The 16,936-nt window shown below is 45.9% G+C and carries 12 protein-coding genes; 6 read left to right on the plus strand and 6 right to left on the minus strand.

What is annotated here, in order from left to right:
- Positions 1–195 precede the first annotated feature (195 nt).
- On the plus strand, positions 196–918 hold the full coding sequence (locus BMX95_RS22390) for a hypothetical protein (protein ID WP_081197733.1): 723 nt from the start codon (positions 196–198) through the stop codon (positions 916–918).
- Here the strand turns inward: BMX95_RS22390 and BMX95_RS22395 are convergent.
- Both BMX95_RS22395 and fdhD read right to left on the minus strand, forming a co-directional pair.
- On the minus strand, positions 911–3,214 hold the full coding sequence (locus BMX95_RS22395; protein ID WP_081197732.1) for an FdhF/YdeP family oxidoreductase: 2,304 nt from the start codon (positions 3,212–3,214) through the stop codon (positions 911–913). The genes BMX95_RS22390 and BMX95_RS22395 overlap by 8 nt on opposite strands.
- Before the next feature lie 6 nt (positions 3,215–3,220).
- On the minus strand, positions 3,221–4,075 hold the full coding sequence (fdhD, locus tag BMX95_RS22400) for a formate dehydrogenase accessory sulfurtransferase FdhD (RefSeq protein ID WP_081197731.1): 855 nt from the start codon (positions 4,073–4,075) through the stop codon (positions 3,221–3,223).
- Between the two features lie 488 nt (positions 4,076–4,563).
- Here fdhD and BMX95_RS22405 point away from each other — a divergent pair, with 488 nt between their 5' ends.
- The 3 genes from BMX95_RS22405 to BMX95_RS22415 all read left to right on the plus strand — a co-directional run bounded on the left by BMX95_RS22405 (position 4,564) and on the right by BMX95_RS22415 (position 8,938).
- Positions 4,564–6,099, plus strand: a complete 1,536-nt coding sequence (locus tag BMX95_RS22405) for an alpha-N-arabinofuranosidase (RefSeq protein WP_081197730.1) — start codon at positions 4,564–4,566, stop codon at positions 6,097–6,099.
- Positions 6,100–6,166: 67 nt separating this feature from the next.
- On the plus strand, positions 6,167–7,306 hold the full coding sequence (locus BMX95_RS22410) for an aldose epimerase family protein (RefSeq protein WP_081197729.1): 1,140 nt from the start codon (positions 6,167–6,169) through the stop codon (positions 7,304–7,306).
- A gap of 198 nt (positions 7,307–7,504) precedes the next feature.
- Complete coding sequence (locus tag BMX95_RS22415; protein WP_081197728.1) at positions 7,505–8,938, plus strand: arabinose isomerase; 1,434 nt, start codon at positions 7,505–7,507, stop codon at positions 8,936–8,938.
- Between the two features lie 115 nt (positions 8,939–9,053).
- On the opposite strand, the gene BMX95_RS22420 is transcribed toward BMX95_RS22415, so the two are convergent.
- From BMX95_RS22420 to BMX95_RS22430, 3 genes are all read right to left on the minus strand, one after another.
- Positions 9,054–11,237 (minus strand): amylo-alpha-1,6-glucosidase, encoded by a 2,184-nt coding sequence (locus tag BMX95_RS22420; protein ID WP_081197727.1) that lies wholly within the window; start codon positions 11,235–11,237, stop codon positions 9,054–9,056.
- 28 nt (positions 11,238–11,265) lie between these two features.
- Positions 11,266–12,339, minus strand: coding sequence for a glycosyltransferase family 4 protein (locus BMX95_RS22425; RefSeq protein WP_207631487.1), 1,074 nt, complete (start codon positions 12,337–12,339; stop codon positions 11,266–11,268).
- Positions 12,340–12,468: 129 nt separating this feature from the next.
- Positions 12,469–13,344, minus strand: coding sequence for an AraC family transcriptional regulator (locus tag BMX95_RS22430; RefSeq protein ID WP_242672995.1), 876 nt, complete (start codon positions 13,342–13,344; stop codon positions 12,469–12,471).
- An 87-nt stretch (positions 13,345–13,431) separates the two neighbouring features.
- Here BMX95_RS22430 and BMX95_RS22435 point away from each other — a divergent pair, with 87 nt between their 5' ends.
- Positions 13,432–13,977, plus strand: a complete 546-nt coding sequence (locus BMX95_RS22435) for an RNA polymerase sigma-70 factor (protein WP_081197726.1) — start codon at positions 13,432–13,434, stop codon at positions 13,975–13,977.
- A 3-nt stretch (positions 13,978–13,980) separates the two neighbouring features.
- Here the strand turns inward: BMX95_RS22435 and BMX95_RS22440 are convergent, their stop codons facing one another.
- Positions 13,981–14,745 carry a DeoR/GlpR family DNA-binding transcription regulator gene (locus tag BMX95_RS22440; RefSeq protein ID WP_081197725.1) on the minus strand — a complete coding sequence of 255 codons (765 nt, stop codon included), beginning with the start codon at positions 14,743–14,745 and terminating at the stop codon, positions 13,981–13,983.
- 555 nt (positions 14,746–15,300) lie between these two features.
- Between BMX95_RS22440 and BMX95_RS22445 the strand changes: the two genes are divergently transcribed.
- On the plus strand, positions 15,301–16,875 hold the full coding sequence (locus BMX95_RS22445) for a glycerol-3-phosphate dehydrogenase/oxidase (RefSeq protein ID WP_081197724.1): 1,575 nt from the start codon (positions 15,301–15,303) through the stop codon (positions 16,873–16,875).
- Positions 16,876–16,936: the final 61 nt, after the last annotated feature.

Here is a 16,936-nt window from a genome sequence, read left to right on the forward strand (position 1 = left end):
AAACTCTGTCGTTATAAGTGTACAAATACCCACCATTAAACTTCCACAAAGCCCCTACGTCATACATAATAATGATTAGAGGCTGGTATATTAACCAGTAACGAAATGTATTACAGGTTTATATACTTGCAAACCGCTGTGTAGCCGTTGTATTATTGTGATGTGGTTTCATTCGCTCACTAAAAAATCACTGTTATGTCCAGCTTTCCTTTCAACACCAGCTTCTCCAGGCAATTCAGGCAAGAGCAACCTGTTACCTTTTGCGCTGAAGAAAAAACATACGAGCAAGTCGTTATCAGTACTTACAACCGCATGAGTGATGCCGAAATGAATGTACTGGGCAGTGCACTGAACGAACAGTTGTTCGACAATGCCATCATCCATCGCCTGTTAACGAAACTTACCCAAAAAGACAGCCGGGACGCACAACGCCTGTTGGCTTTTATTAAAGAGACTCACCAGGAATGTCGCCACCACGCCAGTGCAGAACCTTTTACGGCGCAATACTACAAACACCTGCTGGAGTTGCTGAAATCGTTCCAGGACCTGGTAAATGAGTACGATACCAATGGCCAGGAATTATTGCTTGGCAATTTGAACGCCTGTTATTTTAACGACAGCTTTGCCGTTAACCAGTCGGTAGACAGTGAAGAAGTAGCTACCATGCACCGTATTATTGAAGATTACCTGAACCAGGTGGGTGAATTCTATCAGTACTTTCACCTGTTGTTGCAAAAGGAATCTGAACAGGATAAAAGTAAAAGCCGTATTCAGGTGATGTCGCACATCGCTTATTACCTCGATACCCTCATCACCTGCACCGAAAAGATGATCATTAATATGGAAGCCACCCTGGATATGCTGGTAGAGTGGGAAACTTCCTTGCAAGGTCGTGAGTCACAGAGCCTGTTTAATTAACTTTCCTCACTGTAACCACCACCGCCTTGGAAACCGGCGTATTACTCTTCTTCGCCACACTATTTACCGGTACCAGCACATTGGTTTCTGGAAAATAGGTAGCCGTACAGGAAGGCGGAATAGGATAGGGCACTACAATGAATTGGCGCGCTACCCGTTCTACGCCCCCATGATGATTGAAAATATCAACTACATCCCCTTGTTTTAAAGTACGCTTGTTCATATCTCCCTGGTTCATCAATATTACCCGCCGTTCGTTATAAATACCCCGGTACCGGTCGTTCAGCCCATAGATGGTAGTATTGAACTGATCGTGGCTGCGGATGGTCATCATCAGCAACTCACCTTCGTGCAGGTGAATGGTATGAAGAGGCGCGATATTAAAATGCGCTTTCTTCGATATCGTATTAAAGGCGCCATCCCGGTTGCAATTAGGTAAGTAAAATCCACCCGGATCACGCAACCGTTTGTTATAATCACCGAACCCGGGGATGGTGCGCTCGATATCTGTTCTTATATGATCGTAATGTTGTAAGTATGTATCCCAGTTTACCGGACTGTGGTTCCCCAGCGTGGCTTTGGCCAGCCGGCAAACGATAACCGGCTCACTCAACAACTGATCGCTTACCGGCGTCAATACGCCTTTCGATAATTGAATAACTCCCATGGAATTCTCACACGAAACAATTTGTTCCTCCCCATTCAGCAGGTCTTTATCGCTGCGGCCCAGGCAGGGCAGTATCAGTGCTTCATGACCATGCACGAGGTGGCTTCGGTTAAGCTTGGTAGATACTTGTACAGTCAGTGAACATTTGCGCAGGGCGGTAGCGGTATACAAGGTATCAGGGGTGGCGGATAGAAAATTACCACCCATGGCAATAAATACGGATGCTTTGCCGCCATGCATGGCTTTGATGGCTTCCACCACATCGTACCCGTGTTTGTTGGGAGGTGTGAAATGGAAGTTGGCAGCAATGTTATCCAGGAATTGTTGCGAAGGTTTTTCATAAATACCCATGGTGCGGTCGCCCTGAACATTGCTGTGCCCCCGTACCGGACAGGTACCGGCGCCGGGTTTGCCTATGCTGCCTTTGAGCAGCAACAGGTTTACTATTTCCTTGATGGTATCAACCGCATTTACATGTTGTGTAAGCCCCATGGCCCAGCAGGCGATGATCTTTGTTTTATATTTAAGCAGGTCAGCCACTTCCTGGATCTGGGTCAGGGAGATACCGCAGGCCTGTGCCAGTTGTTCGGGGTTTTGTTGTTGCAGGTCATTGACGAAATCGGTAAAGCCTGCGGTATTATGCTCGATGAAAGAACGATCGAACACTTTACCAGGTTCGCGTTGCTCATATTGCCATAACAGGTATTCAATGGCTTTCAGCAGGGCCATATCACCGTTGATGATCACCGGTAGAAAAATATCGGTGAGGTGCGTATCCATACCCAGTAATCCTTTTACGGATTGTGGGTTGTTGAAACCCATCAGTCCGGTTTCGGGCAATGGATTAACCGCAATAATGCGCGCCCCGTTTGCCTTGGCTTTTTGTAAAGCGGTGAGCATGCGGGGATGGTTGGTGCCCGGGTTTTGTCCGAGTATAATGATCACTTCCGCTTCATACAGGTCTTCGAGTTTTACCGAACCCTTGCCTATACCCAGTGATTCACCCAGGGCTACACCACTGCTTTCATGACACATGTTACTGCAATCGGGCAGGTTGTTGGTGCCATAAGCCCGTACAAAAAGCTGGTATAGAAAAGCGGCTTCGTTGCTGGTACGTCCCGAGGTGTAAAAGATGGCCTCATCAGGACTGGATAACTTATTTAGAGCGGTGCCTATTTTATGAAAGGCATCGTCCCAGGTGATGGGTTGATAGTGTGTGCCGCCATGCGGCAGGAACATGGGTTGGGCAATACGGCCTTTCCGGCCTATTTCATAATCCGTTAAAGCCGCCAGTTCCTGTACACTGTTTTGGGCAAAGAATTCGGGCGTTAATTTTTTGAGTGTAGCTTCGTCCGCAACAGCTTTGGCGCCATTTTCGCAATATTCGCCCAGGGTAGAACGGTCATCATCGGGATCGGGCCATGCACAACTGGGACAATCGAACCCGCCTTTCTGGTTCATATGGTTCAACGCCTTTAAACCACGGGCAACACCAGCTTCACCCACTACCTGTTTTAGCGCTTCCACAATCGCCGGTATACCGGCAGCAGATTTCTTGATATGCCCCAGGTGTAATCCGGTGAAATGTTCTGGATTTTCGGCACCAGGCGTGTTTTTATTGTCGCTCATGTTATTCTAACGTGGTTCTGCTTTAATAACGATTTTTTGAGGATCTAAGTTTATTCGCTCCCCACCACTATATACATTAAACCTATCAGTACGAAGAAAACCAATCAAAGTGACATCGTGCTCGATGGCCATTTGAACGGCCATACTGGAAGGCGCACCAACAGCAGCTATAACAGGTATGCCGGCCATCACTGCTTTTTGTATCAGCTCAAAACCTGCACGACCGCTTAGTAATAAAATATATTGGTGTAAAGGCAGTAGTCCAGGTTGCATGGCCGCGCCGATTACTTTATCAACGGCATTATGACGGCCAACATCTTCACGCAGCAATACACAATCGCCGTTTACATTGAACAGACCGGCAGCATGTAATCCGCCTGTGGTTTCAAATACCACCTGTTTTTGTTGCAGGGTATGTTGCAGGCCATAAAACAAAGAGGCAGGTACTACCAGTTCAGGCCGCGGTTGGGTAAATACGGGTGCCGTCTTAATAGCATCGATGCCCGTTTTACCACAAACCCCACAACTGGAGGTAGTAAAGAAATTCCGTTCGGCCTGTTGTAATTGTGGTACTTCGCCGGGTTTCAGGGTAACCAGTACGCTGTTTTGCTGCGGCAGAATATGTTGTATTTGATCGATGTGTTGAACAATACCTTCCGTAAACAGGAAACCGGCCGCCAGTTCGGCATCATTACCCGGGGTACGCATAGTAACGGAAATATTTTTTTGTGCATACCCGGTAGATTGGTGCCAGCCCAACTGTATTTCAAGTGGTTCTTCCACGGCCAGTTCATCCTCCACCTCTGTTTGTTCACCGGCATTGATCTTTTTTATTTTAATATGGGCCACTGATGGTTGCATGTAGCAAAGTTAAGAAAAAGGGCAGTAGGGGAAAGGCAATGGGCAGTGGGCAGTGGGCAGTAGGGGAAAGGCAATGGGCAGAAGGCAAAGGGCAGAAGGCAGAGAGGAAACAGCCATAAGCACTGCCACACGGCATCCGCCATCGCGGTAACCGCGTCAAAGTATTCAGAACAATGAACCTAACAACTAAATAACCCAGAACTCAATAACCAATAACCCAGACCCCAATAACCTACGAACTTAATAACTAAATAACTAACGAACTCGGACTGAAAACGTTTACACCACTCAAAAGCTGCCGCGAACAAATTTCTGCCTTCTGCCCTCTGCCTTCTGCCCAAAAAAATATAAGTGTTCAATTGACAGATATGCTGTTTTGTCTTAGTTTCACAGTGCTAAAAAAAACGATTGCTATGCTGACTGCTGTCATCCTTTCTATACGCTACCAATACTTTACATTCATTAATTATTCATCTTAAAGCGCTTACATGAAACGTTTGCTTATTGCCTGTACAACACTGATCGCTTTTAACACACATGCTCAAAACAACCTGGTTTTTAATGTAGATGCTGCTAAAACTACTATTAGCAAACAGATCTATGGCCATTTTGCCGAGCACCTGGGCCATTGTATTTATGGTGGTTTTTATGTGGGAGAAGGAAATACCAAAATTCCCAACACCAATGGGGTACGCAATGATGTTATAGACGCATTGAAAAAATTGAAGATTGCCAACCTGCGCTGGCCGGGTGGCTGCTTTGCCGATACCTATCATTGGAAAGATGGGATAGGCCCCAAAAACAAGCGGCCCGGTATGGTCAATGCCTGGTGGGGTGGTGTTACGGAAGACAACAGCTTCGGTACCCACGATTTTTTAAATATGTGCGAACTGATCGGCACAGAACCCTACCTCGCAGGTAATGTAGGCAGTGGCACCGTGCAGGACCTTACCGATTGGGTACAGTATGTAAACTTCAACGGAAAAAGCCCCATGAGTGACCTGCGTCAGCAGAATGGCCGGGAAAAGCCCTGGCATGTAACGTACTGGGGTGTGGGCAATGAAGCCTGGGGATGTGGCGGAAATATGACGCCAGAACATTACGCCGACGTATATCGTCAGTATGCCACTTTTATGACCGGCTGGTCGAACGAGACCAAAATATTCCGGATAGCTTCGGGCGCCAATTCAAAAGATTATAACTGGACGGAAGTGCTCATGAAAAAGATCCCGCTCAATATGCTGGGTGGACTTGCCCTGCATCACTATTCAGTAATAGAATGGCGTAAAAAAGGACCAGCTGTTGATTTCAGCGAACAACAATATTTCGAGACCATGCAATCGGCCCTGTTTATGGATTCGCTGGTAACAAAGCACTCCGCCATTATGGATAAATACGATCCTGAAAAACGGGTAGCCCTGGTAGTGGATGAATGGGGCGGCTGGTACGATGTGGAACCAGGTACCAATCCGGGTTTTCTGTATCAGCAAAACACCATGCGCGATGCCATGATTGCCGGCGCTACCCTGAATATTTTCCATAACCACAGCGACCGGGTACGCATGGCCAACCTGGCGCAAACCATCAACGTACTGCAGGCCGTTCTGCTGACCAATGAAGAAAAGATGATCCTGACGCCAACCTATCACGTGATGGAAATGTATAATGTGCACCAGGATGCTAAACTGGTACCTTTGACTATTAAGTGCAATAATTACGTGGTGGGAAATGAAAAGTTACCGGCTATCTCTGCTTCAGCATCCAAAGACTCAACCGGCGCTATGCATATTTCCCTGGTGAATATCGATGCAAAAGCTGCCCAGGACATTAGCATTACGCTGGAAGGCGGCAACTATAAAACCGTTGGCGGCCGTATACTTACTTCGGCCAAATTGCAGGACCATAATACCTTTGAACAGCCTGCTAAAATAAAACCAGCTCCCTTCCAGGGCGCTGCATTAAAAGGCAAAACGTTGAGTGTTAAAATGCCGCCTTTCTCAGTGGTTGTATTGGAGTTGAAATAGGCTTTAGCCCGTATATTTGACAAATTTTCAAAGTAACCTATTTTATAAACTCAATAAGGGAAACCATATGAACAAATTGATTTGCCATGTAGCATTGCTTGCGCTGCTTACCGGTGCAGCATCCTGCGGCGGCGAAAACAAACAACCTTCAACAGAAAATTCTCAAGAAATGATCAAAGCAGGCGTTACCTCAAAAGACTGGGGTGAAACAGACGGAAAGAAAGTACAGTTGTTTACCCTTACGAATAAAAACGGGATTACAGTAACCATTACCAATTATGGTGGCGTTGTAACATCATGGGTTACTCCAGATAAAAACGGAAACAAATCAAGTATAGTAGTGGGTATGGAAAACCTGGCTGAATACCTGAAAAAGCCGCCTTATTTCGGCGCTATCATTGGCCGTTATGGCAACCGCATCGGAGATGCCAAATTCAAACTCGATGGTAAAACGTATACCCTGGCTGCCAATAACGGAAAAAACAGCCTGCATGGTGGTAACAAAGGTTTTGATAAAGTAGTATGGGACGCAACTCCATCTACCGATAGCATACCGGCGCTTACCTTAACTTACTTAAGCAAAGACGGTGAAGAAGGTTTCCCCGGCAACCTGAAAGTAACAGTTGTATATACTTTAAGTGAAGACGATGCGCTGAACATCGACTACACTGCTGAAACGGATAAAGCAACACCGGTTAACTTAACCAACCACAGTTACTTTAACCTCACTGGCAGCACCGAAAACACCATTTTAAACCACAGCCTGCAGATCAATGGTGATCATTATACACCGGTTGATACTACTTTGATCCCCACTGGTGAGATCAAAGACGTAAAAGGAACACCATTTGATTTTACCAAAGCTGAAACCATTGGCGCCCGCATCGACGCTGTACCCGGCGGTTATGACCACAACTTTGTGTTGAACCGTACCGACAGCACCCTGCAACTGGCAGCTACTTTGTCTGACACTGCCAGCGGTCGCAAACTGGAAGTATATACTACTGAGCCTGGCATCCAGTTCTACAGCGGTAATTTCCTCGATGGTACCTTCTCCAGCGGCGGCCATCCCGTGAAACTGCGTACAGCACTTTGCCTGGAAACGCAGCATTTCCCAGATTCACCCAACAAACCAAAGTTCCCTACTACCATTCTGCAACCTGGTCAAAAATACCATACTGTGACCAGGTATAAAGTTTCGTTGTAGTAAATGAAATAATTTTAAGGTGGGTCACTCTTTCTGAGTGGCTCACCTTTTTTTATGCCAAAGTGAGCCGCCCTTTAAGGGCAACCCACCTTAAAGCTTCTGTTTAATTTTATCCCAGCCTTCCGTGTCGCAGCTCTCTGCTCTCTGCCCTTTTTTATTCCACTAGTGGTTCATACCCCATTTTGCGTATTGGTGAGTATGAAGAATACCCCTGCCTTTAAAATTGGTTTGTTCGGGATTGGACTGGATACCTACTGGCCACAATTTGATGGATTGAAAGCACGGCTGGAAGGCTACCTGCAGGAAGTCCATGACCGCATTGCTACCGACCACCCCGGGATCGTTAATGCCGGTTTGGTCGATACGGCCGATAAAGCCTTTGAAGCAGGTTACCGCTTCCGGACAGAAGGCGTAAACCTCATATTGCTGTACGTAACAACATATGCCTTGTCATCGACGGTATTGCCGGTGGTGCAGCAGGCCAAAGTACCGGTGATTGTGTTGAACCTTTCACCCGAAGCCGCCATCGATTATGCCGCTTTCAATAAAATGAACGACCGCACCCGCATGACGGGGGAGTGGCTGGCGTATTGCTCCGCTTGTCCGGTACCCGAAATAGCCAATGTGTTCCTGCGTACCGGCATACAGTTTTACCAGGTGACCGGCATGCTGCACAACGATGAGGAATGTTGGAAAGAAATACTCGAATGGGTGGAAGCCGCTAAAGTAGCGCACACGATGTCGTTTAATCGCCTGGGTTGTATGGGCCATTATTACAGCGGTATGCTGGATATATATTCCGACCTTACCCAACAATACCGCTTCTTTGGCGGACATATAGAACTGATAGAAGTAGATGAACTGGCTGCCATCCGCCGTTCGGTAACAGAAAAGGAAATAGACGAACGCGTACAGTTGTTTTATTCCACCTTTGACGTACAAAGCGATTGTGCTGTAGAAGAATTAAAACGGGCTGCACGTACTTCCGTTGCGCTGGACAGGCTAACGGAGCAATACCAGTTAGGGTCCATGGCTTATTATTACAAAGGGACCGGCAATGAAGAAAATGAAGATACCATCAGTTCCATCATTCTTGGTAACTCTTTATTGACCGCCCGTGGTATTCCCGTGGCCGGCGAATACGAGATCAAGAATGCGCAGGCCATGAAGATCATGGACAGCTTTGGCGCAGGTGGTTCATTTACCGAATACTACGCCATGGATTTTAAAGAAGATATCGTGTTGATGGGGCACGATGGTCCGGGCCATATTGCTATCGCAGAAGGGAAAACAAAGGTGCGGCCCCTGCATGTGTATCATGGAAAAGTAGGGCGTGGTTTATCGGTAGAAATGTCGGTAAAGAACGGACCGGTTACCCTGCTTTCGGTTGTACAAGAGGGCAATGGACAACTGCAATTGTTGACTGCAGAAGCCACATCCGTTCCCGGCCCCATCCTGGAAATAGGAAATACCAATAGCCGTTATAAATTCTCCATTGGCGCCCGCCGTTTTGTAAACGACTGGAACAGCCACGGCCCCGCCCATCACTGCGCAGTAGGAGTGGGGCATATAGTTTCGAAGATAAAGAAGCTGGGACTATTGTTGGGTATGAACGTTGTTCAGGTTTGTTGAGGTAAGAGGTAGGAAGTAGGAGGTAAGAATACTCGCGAACTTCGTACTTCTTACTTCCTGCTTCCGTTATTTAAAAATATTAAAGATTCATTTTAATAACCAGCCATCATAATAATCATTTAATCGTAACGATCTCCCAATCCTCCGGTTTCTTAATTACATGAATACCGAGGTCGTGCTCGTACTTAATGAGGTCCAGCTCAAATTGTTTATTGCCGAATCGCAGGTTCGAGATCCGGATCTCTTTTATATAATCGGGTAGTACCGGTTTGTAAAAGCACAGCTTTTTTTCATAGCCATCATAAGAGATGCTTAAACAGGCCTGAATCAACAGGAATACCGCGGCCACCGACCAGGCTTGTGGTGAACAGGCCACCGGGTAAGCGGTGGGTGCTTCGCCCCGCCTGAAGGGAAAGCCGCAGAATAGTTCAGGCAGCCGTTGTAATTCTATGAACAGGGAGGCATCGAATAAACCCTGCATCAACCGCAGAGCGGGTTCCATGATGCCGTAGCGGGCCATTCCGTAGGCTGCTATGGCTGTGTCGTGCGGCCATACCGATCCGTTATGATATGACATCGGGTTGTACCTGGCAGCTTTTGACGACAACGTGCGAAGCCCCCAGCCGTTGAACATATCATCGCTCATCAACAATTTAGCTGCGCGTACAGCCCGCTCAGGTGTGGCAATACCGGAGAATAAAAGATGTCCTACATTCGATGATACTACCCGGCAGGGTTTTTTATCCCCATCGAGCGCCAGAATATAAGTGCCTAATTGTTCATCCCAAAACACTTCGTTAAAGCGTTGTTTCAGGTTCTCGGCCTCTTTAGTCAATTGTTCAGCCATTTCGGTATTACCTAACCATTTTGCCATATAGGCCGCCTGTATTTTTGCATCGTACACATAACCCTGTACCTCACATAACGCGATAGGAAAGCTGGCCAGATCGCCATTTGCGTGAGAGATGGAATCATGCGAGTCCTTCCAGCCCTGGTTGGCCAAACCGCTCTCTGCCTTGCGCTGGTATTCAACAAAACCATCCCCATCCATATCGCCATATACTTTTATCCAGGTAAGCGCCTGTAAAATATTTTCCCAGATCTTGTTGATGGTTTCCAAATCGCCGGTCCTTTTTAAATATTGACCCGCCAGTACAATGAATAAGGGAGTGGTATCTATACTGCCATAGTAGAGTTTAAATGGAATTTCACCGGTCTCGGCCATTTCCCCCGATCTGATTTCGTGTAAGATCTTTCCCGGCTCTGCATCCTGTAAAGGAAGTACTTTGGTAGCCTGGCGGGCTGCCTGGTATAGCAGAACGCCTTTTGCAATGTTGGGTGCTACCCACAGCGTTTCCAGGGCGGTGAAGGTACCATCCCGGCCAAATACCGTATTGTACCAGGGCACACCGGCATAAGGGTAACTGCCAAAAGGCGTTTGCACCAGTAAGGATATAAGATCGTTTTTCGACCGGTTGATCCAGTTGTTGAATTGCTCATTGTCGGTATAGATATCGGCAACCAGCTCCTTACTCTTTTCCATACCCGATTTGATCTTATCATAGGCAATGAAATAAGGTTCAAACTGAACCGGATTGGCATACACGGAAAATACAGAAGTACAGTTGATGCTGAAGGTGCCACCCTGTGGTAGCAGTTTGATCCTGTACGTGACCTTATTGTCTTTTATGGAAGTTGGTTCCGGATCAAAATGCAGGTTGGTTTGCCGCTCAATTTTGTCAAGACCGGTATAGGAAACCACCACATGGTCGTTGGCCGATGCAAAAGGCGATTGTAAAACGCCGCGTTGCTTCCTGTCCATGCCCCGCACTTCGAAGATGTCTCTGAAGTCGCAGTCAAAGGTGATTTCCAGAGTAAGTTCATACGAATCGGAACCATAGTTATACAGCATGATCAATTCATGGCAGGCCCCATCCTGCAGGAATTTACTACGTGAAATATGTAGCGTGCCTTTTGGAATAACTACGTTGTGTTCCTCATTAATATCGGGATTAGTGAGGTCAACCGACAGCATTTCGTTCTCGTTCTTTATGTTGGAGCTTAGCAGCATGGGCCGGTAATGATTTATTTCCAGTTCCATATCGCTGATGAACCGCGTGCCCTGGTGATAAATCCCCTGCACACAGGTCCCAAATTGTTTTATATCGCCCCACCGGTCAAAAATTCCAAACGTATCGCCATAGTTTAAAGTCAGCACACGATCATCAGCATACGAAGAAGAAGCGAGAATGTAGTACTTGTCGTCATGTAGTTTTACCAGGGTGTCGTGCTTTTTCATAAACCATTATTTATAACTGGGTTATAACTTATTTTCTATACGCTGGTGTTAAGTAAAAAGATCTTTCGGATTGTTTATGCAGCGCCTTTTCATACAGGCGTACATAATTCTGGGCCATTACGATGTCGCTGAACCTTCTTTCAAAAGTTTCGCGACAGGTGTCCCTGTTTATTAAATGAATATTTTTTAAAGCTTCTACTGCTTTATCCATAGTGTTTACGATAAAACCTGTTTTGCCATGTTCAATGATCTCAGGTACGGAACCATGATTAAAAGCAATGATGGGCGTACCGCAGGCCATGGCCTCTATCAGTACCATGCCAAAAGGTTCGGGCCAGTCTATGGGAAACAGCAATGCTTTGGCATTGGCCAGCAACGGGCCTTTTTCTTTTTCGCCAATTTCATGCAGGTATTCCACATGAGGTTGATCGAGCAGGTGACGGATCTCTTTGTCGAAATATTTTTCATCTGCCTTGTCAACTTTAGCGGCGATCTTTATTTTCATATTTGCCCGGCGTGCGATTTCAATGGCACGATCAGCCCTTTTTTCGGGGGAAAATCTGCCCAGAAATACCGCATAATCACCTTCACCTTTGCCATATTCATATAAATCCGCTGGTACTCCATGAAATACGGTGGCTATCCAGTTGGCCATTGGTAAAGGACGCCGTTGCGAATTGGAGATAGACACCACCGGCATGTCATTGAATTTTTCGTACAATGGTTTTAATTCCGGGATATCTAACCGGCCATGCAGCGTAGTCAGTGTTTTTTTATGACTGCGTCGCGTTACCGGAAAGTGTAAATAATCAGTATGAAAATGCAACAGATCAAATTCGTGCGAGCGGTCCATAACTTCCTGCAATTGCAAAATGTTGCCGGCCATTTGATCAACACAATTACTCAAACGTAATGCGGTAGGGGTTACAGATACCAGTCGGGCCCTGGTAATGGAATCACCCGAAGCAAACAATGTTACATCATGTCCCAATTTCACCAATGCATCGGTAAGATAAGCTACTACCCGCTCCGTGCCGCCATAATATTTGGGCGGTACCGATTCAATAAGCGGAGCTATTTGTGCAATTCTCAACATAGCCATATTTTAGTGAATCAAATAATATTAAGGTTCAAAGTTGCTGGCTGGGTATAAGGGAATGTTGAGGCCGGAACTGTAAAAAATGGGTAGGATTATAGGAATTACGCAATAAGGGTGCCAGGGGACGGGTTCTTATTTCTTGTTTCTAAACTGGATCGGTGTTACACCAGTTTTTTCCTTGAACAATTTAGAGAAGTAAAAGTTTGATTCAAAGTTGAGCTCAAATGCAATTTCTTTTACTGACTTGTTTGTATTTGTCAGCAGTTCTTTTGCTTTATGTATTTTCAGTTGTATCTGAAATTGTCCGGGCGCCAGGCCGGTATATTCTTTAAATATTTTTCTGAACCGCGAATAACTGATCTGCAGTTCATGTGCTACATCAACCGGTGAAATATTCTGCTCGATATTAGAACGAAACAATAAACGCGCTTTATCAACAATGGCTTCCACATCCTGTCCACTGAACTTTTCCTGTTGCGAAAGCGAATAAATGGTGCCTAATAAATGTAATACCGTACCGGCAATCAATGGCTGGTAACCTGCTTTCTCTTCTTTTGTTTTATCGATGATCTCCTGAAAAAGATGCAACAGGGTTTCCTGGTAACCAACAGGGATAACCGGCGTGGCGGGTGTAAAGAATTTTTTACTCAACAGGTTTTTTGCAATAGGTCCGGTAAAGCCTACCCAATATTCATCCCAGCCTGTTTTTTTATCAGGTTTATACCGGTGCCTTTCTTCCGGAAACAAAAGTATGACGGAACCGGAAGTAATGATTTGTTTGCCGCCGCTTTTCGATTCAAAAATGCCACCGCCCTTGGTGATGTAAATAACCTGGAACTCGTGTAGTATCCTTCCTTTGTCCCAATTGAAATTATGATGTGCCGGATGGGTATCGTAAGGGTATGCGGAACCGGCAACAATGTGCGTGCACCCGGTGTTCAGTACATTCAGGCCCCAGCTTTCATCAGTGGAACTAACCGGCAGGTATTTGTAAAAGTTTACCATCATTAATATCAAAAAGTACAACGCAAATATCAAATAGGGCAACTGCCCAACACAATAATAGCAATAATTTTAATCACACAACGGGTTGCTATGGATATGAATACAACAGACAGCCATTTAATAGCCTTATGGCGCAGCGGCAATGATAAAGCCTACCGTGTTTTATTCGATCGTTATTTTTATAAATTGTATAGTTATACCCTGAAACTGGTTTCCGATAAAAACGTGTCTGAAGAGATAGTGATGGACGTTATGCTGGCCATTTGGCAAAAGCGCGATCAGTTGAATGGCAGCCTGTCGTTGTCTGCCTATTTATATAAATCGGTGCGCAACCGGCTTATAGATCATTTGCGTAAACAAAAAGTGGCCACCGTATCGTTGGAGTTAACGGCTGTAGAGCCATCCAGCTCGTTTATTACCGACAGCCGTATACTGCATAAGGAACTCGAAAGTTTATACAGAAGTTCGCTGAACCGGTTACCACCGCAAAAGAAACGCATCTTCACAATGAGCCGCGAAGAAGGCAGTTCGTATAAAGAAATTGCAGATAGATTGTGCTTATCGAAGAATACAGTAGAAAATCATATGGTGGCAGCGTTGAAGCTTTTAAAAGAGAATATGTTATTGGGTTATTGAAATTTAAACTATAGTTACCTCTATACCGCGGCTCTCCAGCTGATTCACAAAGTGCTCCGATATTCCCTTGTCGGTAATGACGCGGTCTACTTCTTCAAGGCCGCAGATACGCCCAAAGCCCCGTTTACCAAATTTTGTTGAATCGGATAGAACTATCACCTTTTGCGATACATCGATCATTTGGCGGTTCAGGTGCGCTTCCATTACACTGGTAGTAGTGAGCCCAAATTCAAGATCGATGCCATCTACCCCCAGGAATAATTTACTGCAAAAGAAATCAGTGAGAATTTTTTGGGCATAAGGACCGGTTACGGAAGAAGAGCTTTTACGAATGATACCGCCCAGCTGCATGATCTCGATATCTGCGTGTTTGTTCAGTTCTGTTGCCACCGGTAATGAGGCGGTAATAACGGTCACATTCATTTTTTGTGGCATATTCTTCGCCAGTGCTAATACGGTAGTACCGGACGCAATAATGATGGAATCGTTGTCGGTAATCAATTGCGCAGCGGTAGCTCCGATCCGCATTTTTTCGTTCGACTGCAGTTTCTCCTTTTCATTAACAGGGCGATCGATGGTGTAAGGATTATTGATGGTGGCACCCCCATGCGTGCGAAACAACAGGCTTTTATCCTCCAGCAGTTTCAGGTCCTTTCGTATGGTCACTGAAGAAACATCGAGTTCCTTACATAGTTCAAGCACGTTAACGAAGCTTTCCTTGCTTAGTTTGTTCAGTATGAATTGATGGCGTTCAGTTTGTGAGATCATAATGGTTACACCAAATTAAAATAAAATTGTCAGATGATTGCAAACCAATTGTTTGATAACCCTACCTGCAGTTAAACCCGGGTGACACTGCCGGATAAAATATGCCCGATTCAGGGGAGATATAGTTCCTATCTAGTAGTTACCTGCTTTTTTTACTCAGTTATCATGCAGATATCCCGCCTCTATTAAGAGGCGGGATATTATTGGGACATCTCTGGAACATCTATGGAATATCTACGGGATATCTTTTATAGTTGCTTGAAGTTGAATAGGTTCTAACAGGGCAAAAACAGGGTGTTTGCTGCCTGTTAAACTGGTGTTTACAGGGGCAACCAGCCTTTAAAATTCCCGCAGCTCTAGTACCAGACTGGTTTACAAAGCGTCTTTATAGGGTGACCCCTTGATTTTCATGGGATCAGTGGATGGAACGTCAGTCCTGGGGGGCAGGCAATCGGTTGTTTAGAGTTTCGATATGTTTTAATTTATGGTTTCAAATTGTTTCACTAATATTGTTGTGTAATAAAATTGAAATAAAACGAAAGTTTTGGATATATAATGGAAGCTGAAACCGTACAAAACCGCCAGGCGCTTATAAACAGGCTGAATGCCCAAAAAGAATGGGACCTGATCATCATAGGAGGGGGAGCAACCGGCTTAGGCATTGCTTTAGAAGCAGTTAGCCGGGGATATAGTGCTTTACTGGTAGAACAGGCAGATTTTGCCAAAGGCACTTCCAGCCGCAGCACCAAATTAGTGCATGGGGGCGTGCGTTACCTGGCACAAGGTGATATTCAATTGGTTAGAGAAGCCAGCATCGAGCGGGGCCTTTTATGGCGCAATGCTCCGCACCTGGTAAAGAACCAGACTTTCATTATACCGGTCTATACCTGGTGGGACCGGTTGAAATACACCATCGGACTGAAATTATACGATTGGATCGCGGGCCGCCTGAGCCTCGGTGCTTCGGTTTTTATTCCGCGTAATAAAGCATTATCCAGGCTGCCCAATATAAAAACCAAAGGTTTGGTGGGCGGTGTACTGTACCACGACGGTCAGTTCGATGATTCGCGCCTTGCTATCAACCTGGTACAAACGATCATTGAAAAAGACGGCGTAGCCCTGAACTACATGAAAGTGACCGGGCTTATAAAAGACAATGGCCAGCACATTTCAGGAGTTACCGTTACAGATACGGAAACCAGTCAAACATATACCTGCAAAGCCAAAGCCGTGGTAAATGCCACCGGGGTGTTTGTAGATGAGATCTTACAGTTAGATAACCCTACGGGGTCAAAAAGTATTACGGCCAGTCAGGGTGTGCACCTGGTGCTCGATAAAAGATTCTACCCCGCCGATGATGCGTTGATGATCCCGGCTACCAGTGATGGACGGGTACTGTTTGCCGTGCCCTGGCATGGAAAGGTAGTGGTGGGCACTACAGATACACCGGTGAAGGAGGCCTCGCTGGAACCGCAGGCCCTTGAAAAAGAAATTGCCTTTATTCTGGAGAATGCCGCCAATTACCTGGTGGAGAAACCCAAACGAAGCGACGTATTAAGCGTTTTTGCCGGCTTACGTCCGCTCGCTGCGCCACAAGGCGGTAAACAAAAAACAAAGGAGATCTCGCGCAGTCATAAGATCATGGTAACGCCTTCGCACCTGTTTACCATTTTAGGTGGTAAATGGACCACCTTCCGTAAAATGGGGGAAGATATGGTAGACCGGGTAGAGCAGGAATTACAATGGCCGCATAAAAAAACAGGAACCCGGCATTTGAGCATCCACGGTGCCCAGGACAATGTTAATTTGAACGATCCTTTATATTTCTATGGCAGCGATACGCCCAATGTGAAAGCACTGATGAATGGACATGCCAATGAATTACTGAGTAAAAGTTTACAAATACACGAAGCACAGGTGATCTGGGCCGTGCAGCACGAAATGGCAAGAACGGTAGAAGATGTATTGTCGCGCCGCACCCGTGCCTTATTGTTAGATGCCCGCGAAAGTATTCGCATGGCGGAGCCCGTGGCTACTATTATGTCGAAGGAATTAGGTAAGGATGAGAATTGGGTTCGGGAGCAGGTAGCATCGTATACCAAACTGGCTGAACGCTATTTGCTAGTTTAAAGTTTAAAGTTGATAGGGTTGAGATTCCCCTCCTGGGAGGGGTAGGGGTGGGTTTATAATG

Source organism: Niastella yeongjuensis (genome assembly GCF_900110245.1).
Classification (GTDB): Bacteria; Bacteroidota; Bacteroidia; order Chitinophagales; family Chitinophagaceae; genus Niastella; species Niastella yeongjuensis.